General features: G+C 74.3%; 9 protein-coding genes. 7 read left to right on the forward strand and 2 right to left on the reverse strand.

The features are described from left to right. The first annotated feature begins 228 nt into the window (after positions 1-228). Entirely contained in the window at positions 229-2,013 is a 1,785-nt protein-coding gene (locus NQU55_RS34780; protein ID WP_168094899.1) for a BACON domain-containing protein, read from the forward strand. A gap of 280 nt (positions 2,014-2,293) precedes the next feature. Here NQU55_RS34780 and NQU55_RS34785 read toward each other — a convergent pair whose 3' ends face one another. Then, complete coding sequence (locus NQU55_RS34785) at positions 2,294-3,094, reverse strand: DUF3109 family protein (protein ID WP_372504870.1); 801 nt, start codon at positions 3,092-3,094, stop codon at positions 2,294-2,296. Positions 3,095-3,229: 135 nt separating this feature from the next. Between NQU55_RS34785 and NQU55_RS34790 the strand changes: the two genes are divergently transcribed. From NQU55_RS34790 to ilvD, 4 genes are all read left to right on the forward strand, one after another. Then, positions 3,230-4,171 (forward strand): Ppx/GppA family phosphatase, encoded by a 942-nt coding sequence (locus NQU55_RS34790; RefSeq protein WP_256791775.1) that lies wholly within the window; start codon positions 3,230-3,232, stop codon positions 4,169-4,171. Between the two features lie 182 nt (positions 4,172-4,353). Then, positions 4,354-5,178 (forward strand): sugar phosphate isomerase/epimerase family protein, encoded by an 825-nt coding sequence (locus NQU55_RS34795; RefSeq protein ID WP_256791776.1) that lies wholly within the window; start codon positions 4,354-4,356, stop codon positions 5,176-5,178. Then, positions 5,175-5,888 carry a TetR/AcrR family transcriptional regulator gene (locus NQU55_RS34800; RefSeq protein WP_168095907.1) on the forward strand — a complete coding sequence of 238 codons (714 nt, stop codon included), beginning with the start codon at positions 5,175-5,177 and terminating at the stop codon, positions 5,886-5,888. The genes NQU55_RS34795 and NQU55_RS34800 overlap by 4 nt, the downstream gene beginning before the upstream one ends. Positions 5,889-6,140: 252 nt before the next feature. Beyond that, positions 6,141-7,994 carry a dihydroxy-acid dehydratase gene (gene ilvD / locus NQU55_RS34805; protein WP_168095908.1) on the forward strand — a complete coding sequence of 618 codons (1,854 nt, stop codon included), beginning with the start codon at positions 6,141-6,143 and terminating at the stop codon, positions 7,992-7,994. A 115-nt stretch (positions 7,995-8,109) separates the two neighbouring features. Here ilvD and NQU55_RS34810 read toward each other — a convergent pair whose 3' ends face one another. Then, a complete protein-coding gene (locus NQU55_RS34810) occupies positions 8,110-10,338 on the reverse strand; it encodes a protein kinase domain-containing protein (RefSeq protein ID WP_256791778.1) in 2,229 nt (742 codons plus the stop codon). Between the two features lie 197 nt (positions 10,339-10,535). Here NQU55_RS34810 and NQU55_RS34815 point away from each other — a divergent pair, with 197 nt between their 5' ends. After that, positions 10,536-10,850, forward strand: a complete 315-nt coding sequence (locus tag NQU55_RS34815; RefSeq protein WP_168096800.1) for an SH3 domain-containing protein — start codon at positions 10,536-10,538, stop codon at positions 10,848-10,850. A 67-nt stretch (positions 10,851-10,917) separates the two neighbouring features. Next, a complete protein-coding gene (locus NQU55_RS34820) occupies positions 10,918-11,391 on the forward strand; it encodes a hypothetical protein (RefSeq protein WP_168096801.1) in 474 nt (157 codons plus the stop codon). Positions 11,392-11,478 lie beyond the last annotated feature (87 nt).

Consider the following 11,478-nt stretch of genomic DNA (forward strand, 5'->3'; position numbering starts at 1 on the left):
GGGGGCCACTGACATCGCGGAGCCCCCGTCCGGCACGGGGCGCGCAGGGCTCCGTCCATTACCAGAACCGCGGAGCCGCCTGTTTCTGCGGTCCGGCAGGGCTTCCCCCGCAAACACAGGGGAGACAGCGCAGCCGTGTCCCTATTTTGTGGGAGAACGTCACCCGAACGGGTTAAACCTGCGTCGGCAGTGGCAGCAACGGCCCGTCACCCGCCTACCGTCGCCGGGATGATGACCAGGAGGCCAGAGCACCGACCGCATGCCACCGGCGCGCACCGCGCACACCGCGGTGCGCCGCGCGAGGCCCGCCCGCCTCGGGACAATCAGCACGCACAGCCGGCGTACGAGGAGCAGCCGGCGTACGAGGAGCAGCCGGCGTACGAGGAGCAGCCCGGCCACGGGGCCGTGGCGTCCGCCGCCGAGACGGACGGGACGGCCGAGACGGCCCGCATTCCCGCCGTGCCGTCCGGCCCGCACGACACCCTCGCCCAGCAGCCGCCCCACCGGTACGACGCCCACCTCGACGGGCTCTTCACCTACTGCCTGTCGGTGCTGTGCGAGCACGACGCCGCGACCGCAGCCCTCGGCGAAGCCCTCGCCCTCGCCGAGAAGCGGTCCGAGCGCGCCCCCGCCGACGAGGAACTGCGCCGCTCCTGGCTCTACGCGCTCGCCCGCTGGGCCTGCCTGCGCCGGCTCGTCGCCCCGGAGAACCCGGACGCCCCGGCCTCCGAGCCGCCCGCCCCGCCGGACTCCTACCGCCGGGCCGAGCTCGCGCTGCTCGCCTGGCCCGAGGCCGCCGGGACCACCGCCGCGCAGCGCGAAGCGCTCGAACTGGCCGTCCGGCACGGCCTGACCGCCCCCGAGGTCGCCGCCGTCCTCGGCCTGGAGACCGACGCCGCGCGCGCCCTGATGTCCTCCGCGGCCTGCGAGGTCGAGCGCACCCGCACGGCGCTGGCGGTCGTGGAATCCGGCCGCTGCCCCGTCGTCGCCCGCTTCGCGGGCGACACCCAGGTGCTGCTGGGCGCGGCCCTGCGGCGCGAGCTCGTACGGCACGTCGACGACTGCGCCGACTGCCGCCGCGCCGCCGAGCGGTCCACCGCCGGCGAGCCCTGGCCCGGCACGGCCGCCTCCTCGGCCCCCCTGCCCCTCCTCATGGCGCCCCGGGCCGCCGCCCACGCCGCCATGCTGTCCGCCGTGAGCGTGGGCCGGCAGCGCGGCGCCCAGGCGCCCCCCGCCCCCCGCTTCGACCGGCGCGGCTACCCCGTCGACCCCAAGGACCGCACGGCGCGCCGCAGCCGCCTGCGCAGCCGGGCCGTCACCACGACCGTCGTCGCCACCGTCATCGCCGCGCCCGTCCTCGCCCTGTGGGCCGCGTGGCGCGGCGCGCCGGAGACGGGGGAGACGCGCCCGGACCCCGCGGCCGTCTCCTCGAAGGAGACCGGCGCCGTCAGCGAGCGCCCCTACCGGGGGCCGGGGCCCGCCCCGCGCCCCGCCGGCACGGGGGCCACGCCCGGGCGTGTGGTCACCGGGGTCTCGGTGGCGGTCATCGGGCCGGACGGCAGACCCGTACCGCCCCCGCGGCCCGGCGCCGCCCCGCCCTCCCCCGCGGGGGACGCCGCCCCGTCGGCCGCGCCGCCCGCCGCCCGGGCGCCCGGCCCCGGCCGGCTGACCGTCGCGGCGCAGCCCAGCGGCACCGCCACGGTCGTCACGCTGACGGCGAGCGGCGGGCAGGCGGTGGTCTGGTCGATGACGGCCGACGCGCCGTGGCTGCGGCTGAGCCGGCCGGGCGGCGTGCTGCAGCCCGGGCAGACCGTGACCGTAGTGATCGAAGTCGACGGCGAGCGGGAGCCGGTGGGGCCGTGGCGCGCGCGGGTGATCGTCGCGCCGGGCGGCACGACGGTCACGATCGAGGGCCGGGGCCGCCCGGTGGTCTCGTCCCCCGCGGCGACCCAGCCTCCGGCGACACCGGCGGGGACGCCCCCCGCGTCGCCGGGGGCGGCGACACCGCCGTGAGGGGCCCGCGCCCTCCGCAGAAACCCGGGGCCGGTTCGGCACCGCCGGACTGCAACGTCGTGGCCGGGCGCCGTTGCGGCGGAGATGGATTGCCGGACCGGCATGGGCGCGCACCCGCCCTGCCCGCGTATCCAAGGGTGCCCGCACCCTTGAAGCCGCCGCAGCGGCGCGCGACCACGACGCCGCGGCCCGGCGGTGCCGGACAAGCCGGCAGGCCCCGTGGCCGGAGGCCCGCCGCCGGCCGGACGTCGTGGCGGCAGCCCGCCGCCGGGCGACCCCGCTACGGGCGGGCGTCCGCCGGATGCGGTGCCATCGGCAGCAGCGCGGCCAGCCGCTCCTCGCAGAGCTCGACCAGCCGCTCGTAGGCCTCCTTGCCCATCATTTCCGTGAGCTCCGGGCGGTACGTCACGTACACCGGGTCGCCCGCGCCGTGCGCCGACGTCGCCGAGGTGCACCACCAGTGCAGGTCGTGGCCGCCGGGGCCCCAGCCGCGGCGGTCGTACTCCCCGATGGAGATCTGCAGGACGCGCGTGTCGTCCGGCCGGTCGATCCAGTCGTACGTCCGCCGCACCGGCAGCTGCCAGCACACGTCCGGTTTGGTCTCGAGCGGCTCGCGGCCCTCCTTCAGGGCCAGGATGTGCAGGGAGCACCCCGCGCCGCCGGCGAAGCCCGGCCGGTTCTGGAAGATGCACGAGCCCTTCCAGCGGCGCGTCTGGCGGTCGCCGTCCTCGTCGAGCTGGGTCCAGCCGGAGTCCGTGCCCACGTCGTGGAACTGCCAGATCTCGGGCGTGAGCCGCGCCACGTGCCCGGCGACGCGCTGCTCGTCGTCCTCGTCGGAGAAGTGCGCGCCCAGCGTGCAGCAGCCGTCGTCGGCGCGGCCGGCCTGGATGCCCTGGCAGCCGCTGCCGAAGATGCACGTCCAGCGCGAGGTCAGCCACGTCAGGTCGCAGCGGAAGACCTGTTCGTCGTCGGCGGGGTCCGGGAACTCGACCCAGGCGCGGGCGAAGTCGAGCCCGACCTCGTCGGAGACCTCCGGCCCCTTCGCCGGGGACGCCGGGTTCTTCGGGTTCGCCGAGGTCACCGGGGTGCTGGGGGAGGTGCTGGAGGCCGCGGCGGAGCGGTCGCGCTTTTTGCCCTGCTTGCCCTGCTTGGCCTTCTTCGTCTTTGCCACCCCACAAGACTATGCGCCCCCGGCCCCCGCAGTAGCGTTCAGGCCATGAGACTCGGTGTCCTCGATGTGGGTTCGAATACGGTCCATCTGCTCGTGGTGGACGCGCACCCGGGCGCCCGCCCGCTGCCCGCCCACTCCCACAAGGCCGAGCTGCGCCTCGCCCAGCTCATCGACCAGGACGGGGCGATCAGCGACAAGGGCATAGACAGGCTCGTCGCCGTCCTCCAGGACGCCCTGCAGGCCGCCGAGGACAAGGGCTGCGAGGACGTCCTGCCCTTCGCCACCTCCGCGGTCCGCGAGGCCGCCAACGCCGACGCGCTCCTGGCCCGCGTACAGCAGGAGACCGGCCTCACGCTGCCGGTCCTGACCGGCGAGGAGGAGGCGCGCCTGACCTTCCTGGCCGCCCGCCGCTGGTTCGGCTGGTCGGCCGGAAAGCTTCTGGTGCTCGACATCGGCGGCGGCTCCCTGGAGATCGCCCTCGGCCTGGACGAGGAGCCGGACGCCGCCGCCTCCCTCCCCCTCGGCGCCGGCCGCCTCACCACCGCCTGGCTGCCCGGCGACCCGTCCGACCCCACGGACGTCCGGGCCCTGCGCCGCCACGTCCGGGCCCAGATCGCCCGCATCGTCGGCGACTTCGTGCGCCTCGGCCCGCCCGACCGCGTCGTCGCCACCTCCAAGACCTTCAAACAGCTCGCCCGCATCGCCGGCGCCGCCCGCTCCACCGACGGCCTCTACGTCCAGCGCGCCCTCAGCCGCCGCGCCCTGGAGGACTGGGTCCCCCGGCTCGCCACCATGACCACCGCCCAGCGCGCCCAGCTGCCCGGCGTGTCGGAGGGCCGGGCGAACCAGCTGCTGGCCGGCGCGCTGGTCGCCGAGGGCGCGATGGACCTCTTCGGGGTGGACGAGCTGGAAATCTGCCCGTGGGCGCTGCGGGAGGGCGTCATCCTGCGCAGGCTGGACCACCTGCCGACGCCGGGGGAGAACTGACGGAGAACCGGCGGAGAACCGATGCAGGACCGGCGGAGAGGTGACGGCGCACCGGCCCGTCGCACAAGGGAGAGCCAGCCCGTCGCACAGGCGGGAGCCGACCCGTCGCATCGGGGGAGTGCCGCCCCGCCACATCGGAGGTACCCGCACGCCGTACGAGAGGCGGTCGTACGCTGTCCCTCGTGACAGAGCCAGTGGTGCGCATCCCGGATGCGAAGGTCGCGCTGTCCACGGCCTCGGTCTATCCCGAGTCGACGGCGACGGCCTTCGAGATCGCCGCACGCCTGGGCTACGACGGTGTCGAGGTCATGGTCTGGACCGACCCGGTCAGCCAGGACATCGAGGCGCTCCGCCGCCTCTCGGACTACCACCAGGTGCCGATCCTGGCCGTGCACGCACCCTGCCTGCTGATCACCCAGCGCGTCTGGTCGACCGACCCGTGGGTGAAGCTCCAGCGCGCCCGGGCGGCCGCCGAGAAGCTCGGCGCGAGCACCGTCGTCGTGCACCCGCCCTTCCGCTGGCAGCGCGGTTACGCCCGCGAGTTCGTCCGCGGCGTCTGGCGGATGGCCGACGAGACCGACGTCCGCTTCGCCGTCGAGAACATGTACCCGTGGCGCTACCGCGACCGCGAGATGCTCGCCTACGCGCCCGACTGGGACGTCACCAAGGACGACTACCGCCACTTCACCGTCGACCTCTCGCACACGTCCACCGCCCGGACGGACGCCATCGCGATGATCGACCGGATGGGCGACCGGCTCGCCCACGTCCACCTCGCCGACGGCAACGGCTCCGCCAAGGACGAGCACCTCGTGCCGGGCCGCGGCAAGCAGCCCTGCGCCGAGCTGCTGGAGCGCCTCGCGACCCGAGGCTTCGACGGCCACGTGGTGATCGAGGTCAACACCCGCCGCGCGATGTCCACGGCCGAGCGCGAGGCCGACCTTGCCGAGGCCCTCGCCTTCACCCGGCTGCACCTGGCCTCGCCCAGCCGCGTGCCGCGGCCGTGAGCGCGGCAGCGGCGGACGGGGCCGCGGACGGGGCCACGGACGGGGCCGCGGCCGGAGCCGGAAGCGGTGCCGGAAGCGGCGCTGATGCCGGTGGTGGTGCCGCAGCCCCCAGGAGGCGCGGCCGGCCCGCCCGGACGGACGCGGGCAGCGGCCCCGGCGCCCGCGAGCGCATCCTCGCCGCCGCCCGCGCCGAATTCGCCGAGCGCGGCTACGACAAGGCATCCATCCGCGCCATCGCGAGGGGCGCGGACGTCGACCCGGCGCTCGTCCACCACTACTACGGCCCCAAGGAACAGATCTTCGCGGCCGCCATCGCCACCGACTTCGCCCCCGCGCTCGAAGCGCCGGACGTCGTCCAGGCCGGCGGCCCGGACGCCCTGGGGGAGCGGCTCACCCGCTTCATCCTCGGCGTGTGGGAGAACCCGGACACCCGCGAACAGCTGCTCGCGATCGTCCGCTCGGCCGTCGCCAACGAGACCGCCGCGGCCGTCTTCCGCGACCTCGTCACCACCCGGCTGATGACCCGCATCGCGGGCGAGCTCGACATCCCCGACCCGAAGCTGCGCTCGGAGCTGGCCGCGGCCCACCTCGTCGGCGTCGCCATGCTGCGCTACGTGATCAAGGTCGAGCCGCTGGCGTCGGCGGACCTGGAACAGGTGATCGCGATGGTGGCACCGGCGGTGCAGCGGCATCTGGCGGGGGACGCGTGACGGCGTCCGGCAGGGGATGCGTGACGGCCTCCGGCGGGGACGCGTGACGGCGCACGCCGGGGGCGAGTGACGGCGTCCGGCAGGGGCGGGTGACCGCGCCCGCCCCCCGGCGTGCGCCGGTGCCTGCACCGCGGACGCGCGTCTCACATGGCGGAAAAACCGTCCGCCCCCTGGAGGGCGGGCGTAGGCTCGAAAGACGCCGACACGTCGACACGCCGACGCGGCGCCACACACTGCGAGGAGTGGAGCAGGATGCCCGAGCTGAGGTCCCGCACCGTCACCCACGGCCGCAACATGGCGGGCGCCCGCGCCCTCATGCGGGCCTCGGGCGTAGCGAGCGAGGACATCGGCAAGCCGATCATCGCCGTGGCCAACTCCTTCACCGAGTTCGTCCCGGGCCACACCCACCTCGCACCGGTCGGCCGGATCGTCTCCGAGGCGATCAAGGCCGCGGGCGCGGTCCCGCGCGAGTTCAACACCATCGCCGTCGACGACGGCATCGCCATGGGCCACGCCGGCATGCTCTACTCGCTGCCCTCCCGCGACCTCATCGCCGACTCCGTCGAGTACATGGTCGAGGCCCACTGCGCCGACGCCCTGATCTGCATCTCCAACTGCGACAAGATCACCCCCGGCATGCTGATGGCCGCCATGCGCCTCAACATCCCCGTGGTCTTCGTCTCCGGCGGCCCCATGGAGGCCGGCCAGGCCACCCTCGTCGACGGCACGGTCCGCAAACTCGACCTCATCAACGCCATCGTCGACGCGGTCAACGAGAACGTCTCCGACGAGGACGTGCTGCGCATCGAGGAGAACGCCTGCCCGACCTGCGGCTCCTGTTCCGGCATGTTCACCGCCAACTCCATGAACTGCCTCACCGAGGCCATCGGCCTCTCCCTGCCGGGCAACGGCTCCGTCCTCGCCACGCACACGGCCCGCAAGGCCCTCTACGAGAACGCCGCCCGCACGGTCGTCGAGATCACCAAGCGCTACTACGAGGACGGCGACGACTCCGTCCTCCCGCGCAACATCGCCACCCGCGCCGCCTTCGACAACGCCATGGCCCTCGACATCGCCATGGGCGGCTCGACCAACACGATCCTGCACCTGCTCGCCGCCGCCCAGGAGGCCGGGCTGGACTACGACCTCAGCGACATCGACGCCGTCTCGCGCCGCGTCCCCTGCCTCGCCAAGGTCGCCCCGAACGTCGCCCCCGGCGGCACGTACTACATGGAGGACGTGCACCGCGCCGGCGGCATCCCCGCCATCCTCGGCGAGCTCTACCGCGCCGGCCTCCTCAACGAGGACGTGCACACCGTCCACTCGCCCGGCATCAAGGAATGGCTGGAGGCGTGGGACGTGCGCGGCGGCTCGCCCACCCCCGAGGCCGTCGAGCTGTGGCACGCCGCCCCCGGCTGCGTCCGCTCCGCCACCGCCTTCTCCCAGTCCGAGCGCTGGGAGTCCCTCGACGTGGACGCCGCGGGCGGCTGCATCCGCGACGCCGCCCACGCCTACTCCAAGGACGGCGGCCTGGCGGTGCTGAAGGGCAACCTCGCCGTCGACGGCTGCGTGGTGAAGACCGCCGGCGTCGACGAGTCGATCTGGACCTTCGAGGGCCCGGCCGTCGTCTGCGAATCGCAGGAGGAGGCGGTCGACAAGATCCTGACCAAGTCGGTGAAGGAGGGCGACGTCGTCGTCATCCGCTACGAGGGCCCGCGCGGCGGCCCCGGCATGCAGGAGATGCTCTACCCCACGTCCTTCCTGAAGGGCCGCGGCCTCGGCAAGGCCTGCGCGCTCGTCACCGACGGCCGCTTCTCCGGCGGCACGTCGGGCCTGTCGATCGGCCACGCCTCGCCGGAGGCGGCCTCGGGCGGCACGATCGCCCTGGTGCAGGACGGCGACCGCATCCGCATCGACATCCCGAACCGCTCGATCGAACTCCTCGTCGACGAGCCCGAGCTCACCGCCCGCCGCGAGGCCCTCGGCGGCACGTACGCCCCGAAGAACCGCGAACGCAAGGTCTCGGCGGCGCTGCGGGCGTACGCGGCGATGGCCACGAGCGCGGACCGGGGCGCGGTGCGGGACGTCAGCCTTCTGGAAGGCTGACTGACGGGGCCTCAGACCGGGTTCCTCCCGCAGGCGCGTCGCAGGGGGCGTCGCCGGGGGCGCAGGGGGCAACGTAGAGGTCAGCGCAGTTCAGCACAGCAGTTCAGCTCAGAGGTCAGCGCCAGCGCGCCGGATCCCGGGCGCTGACCGCGAACACCGTCCCGTCCGGCGCGGCGCCGAAGACCCGGCCGTCCGCCGCGACCGGCGCCGGCAGCAGGTCGAGGTAGCCGCGCCCGGCCCGGGTCAAGCGGGGGGACGTCTGCCCGAGCAGCGTCCCCTTGGCCGTGCCGACGGCCAGCAGCCGCCCGTCCGCCGCCGAGAAGTACACCCGGTCACCCTCGGCGGCGACCAGCGCGGACGCATTGGCCACGGACGTGTCCAGCCGCCACAGCTGCCCCCTGCGCTCGGCCGTCCCCACCGCCGTCAGCCCGCCGTCCGTGGACAGCAGATACACCGCATCGCCCCGGCCCGCGGCGACCGCGCTCGCGACGTTGAGCGGCGTGGCGAGCGGCACGCGCGTCTCGCGCCGCGCGCCCGGCTCGTAACGGACGACGGCCGCCACCCGGTTGTCCTTGTCGGGAGCCGTCAGCAACAGCGCACCGTCCGCCCCGGCCCCCGCCCCCACCGCGGTCAGATCGCCGTCGGCCGTCCGCTCCCACAGCGTCGTCCCCCGCGCCGGGTCGACCGCGAGGATCCGCGTGCGGTGGCGGCCCTGACCGGCCGGCGCCACGGCGTACACCGGCCCCCGGCCGTAGAACGAGAAGACCGGCTTGGACCGCTCCGGCAGCCCCAGCCCGTGCCGCCAGCGCTCCTTGTTCGTACCGCCGTCGACGGCCGCCACCGTGCCGTCGGCGGCGACCAGCAGCACGGTGTCGCCCGCGTGGTACACCCGGCCGCGGTACGCGGCCACGTCCCGCGTCCAGCGCGGCTCACCGGTCGCCGGGTCCAGCGCCGTCAGCCGCCCGCCGTCCCCCGACAGGACGTGGACGAGACCGCCGGAGACCACGGGAGTGGTGGAGGAGGGCCCGGAGCCGTCGCCGGCGCTCCTCCGCCAGGCGACCTTGCCGTCGGCGGCGTCGATACGAGCCGCCTGCACGCCCCGCGCGGAGCAGTACAGCGCGTCCCTTCCGTACACACAGGACCCCGCCCGCACCGTTCCGTCCCCCGCCGCGCCCTCCGGCACGGACGTCTCCCACGGCTGCCGGTCCGCCGAGGCAACGGTGGGCCGCGTCTTCAGCGGCCGGTCCGCGTCGCCGCCGCGGCTCAGCGCCCACGTCCCGCCGACGACGAGCGCGGCCGTCGCGACACCGGCGGCGACGAGCCACGGCAGACGCCGCCGCCGGGGGAGACGAGAGGCCCGGGGAGCGGGAACTGCAGGAGTAAGGGGAGTGGACGGAGTAGACGGAATAGATGGAGTCGACGGGGAGGACGGGGAGTCCTCACGGGCATGGGGGACCCGGACATGCGTCGGTACGGACGCGTCCGGCACGGACGCCTCGACGAGACGTCCCCCGTACTGAGGAACCCGCGGCAGCCGGGCCATGATCTCGTCCGGCGTCGGCCGCTGCTCCGGCTCCTTCGCCAGGCAGTCCTGGATCAGCGGTACGAGATCGGCCGGCACCCCCGTCAGGTCCGGCTCGGTGTGCACCACCTGGTACGCGACGATGTACGGGCTCTCCGATTCGAACGGTCCCCGCCCGGTCGCGGCGTGCACGAGCAGCGAGGCCAGCGCGAACACGTCCGCCGCGGGCCCCACCTCGCGCGGTCGCTGGAACTGCTCGGGCGCCATGAACGGCGGCGTACCGATCAGCTTCCCCGTCTCGGTCCGCAGCTCGCTGTCGTAGGGGCGGGAGATGCCGAAGTCGATGACCTTGGGCCCGTCCTCGGCGAGCAGCACGTTGCTCGGCTTGAGGTCCCGGTGCACGACGCCGGCCCGGTGGATGTCCCGCAGCGCCTCGGCCAGCCCGGCCGCCAGACGCCGTACCTCCGCCGGGCTGAGAGGCCCGTTCCGCTTCACGCGCTCGGAGAGGGTGGGGCCGGGGATGTAGAGGGTGGCCATCCAGGGCCGGTCACCGTCGGGGTCGGCGTCCACGAGCGGCGCGGTGAACGCGCCGCTGACGCGCCGGGCGGCCGCGACCTCCTGCCGGAACCGCGCCCTGAACTCGGGGTCCTCCGCGTATTCGGCGTGCACCACCTTGACCGCGAGGCGCATTCCGGAGGCGGAGCGGGCCAGGTGCACGACCCCCATGCCGCCGGAGCCGAGACGCCCTTCCAGCCGGTACCGGCCGGCGAATTCCGGATCCTCCGCTTCCGGGCCCGTCCCGGCACTGCGCAGCGGCGGCATTCCCCCACCCCCGTTGTCTGTCGGCCGCGAAGTGCGCGGCTTCGGGAGCCTAATCGATGACATCCGGCAATCCCGGGAAGCCGTGCCGCGCCTTGCTAGCCTGCACTGCACATGACATTGCATGTCTTTGATCTACACAGCATCGATCAACACGTCATTGATCGACGGTGAACGCTCAAGCGGGGGAGGGGCCGGAAATGGCCACCAGCGAGATCAACGAGACCGATGGGGCCGACGCACTGTCCGCCCGTTCGGCGGCCGGCACCGTTTACTACCCGGTCGCCCCGGGCGAGCAGGTCAACGTACGCCGCGGCCCGAACACCGGCAGCCAGATCGTCCGCGTCCTCCCGGAGGACTCCCGCATCGCGATCCGCTGCCAGACCCGCGGCGAAACGATCACCGGCCCCTACGGCACCACCGACATCTGGGACAGCATCGCCCCCGGCCAGTACGTGTCCGACGCGTATGTGAAGACGGGCAGCGACGGCTTTGTGACCATCCGCTGCTCCTGAATCCTTCCGGTGGCACGGCTCCTGCCGGCTCCCGTCGACTCCTGACCTCGGCCGGGATAATCGAGACATGAGCGAAGAGCTGCCGGAAGGACCTCAGCCGGAACCGATCAGGTTCTTCGGCACCACGTGGCTGAATCACGACGGCGGGTACGCCCTGCGCCGCGTCGGCGCGGGCCTCGGCGCACTGGCCGCCGCCGCGGCGGGCGCACTGGTCCTGCGCTTCGGCTACGAGGGTCTGGCCATCGCCCAGGTGGGCGGCCTGGTCAACACCATGGTGGTCGTCGCGTTCGCGGTGTGCAGCACCTTGTCCTTCCGCCGCACATGGGAACGCTTCGGCCGCCGCCCCGATCCCGGCGCCGACCCCCACGCCGAGCGGTCGATGCAGAGCCTGATGATGATCGGCTTCGTCGGCGCCCTGCTCGCCTACGCCCTCCGCACCCTCAAGGAAGCCCCCGGCGAGCAGCTCCACCGCCGGGAGTACGAGGAGGCCGTCGCGCGGTACGAGCGGCGGGGAGAGCGGAAGCGCCGCCGCAAGCGCTAGGGGGAGCGCCGGGCGGGTGCCCGGGCGAGTGCCGGGCGAGCACCCAGGGGGTGGCAACGAGGCCCCCAAACCTCGTGTAGTGTTCTC

The organism is Streptomyces telluris (assembly GCF_024519335.1).
Taxonomy (GTDB): domain Bacteria; phylum Actinomycetota; class Actinomycetes; order Streptomycetales; family Streptomycetaceae; genus Streptomyces; species Streptomyces telluris.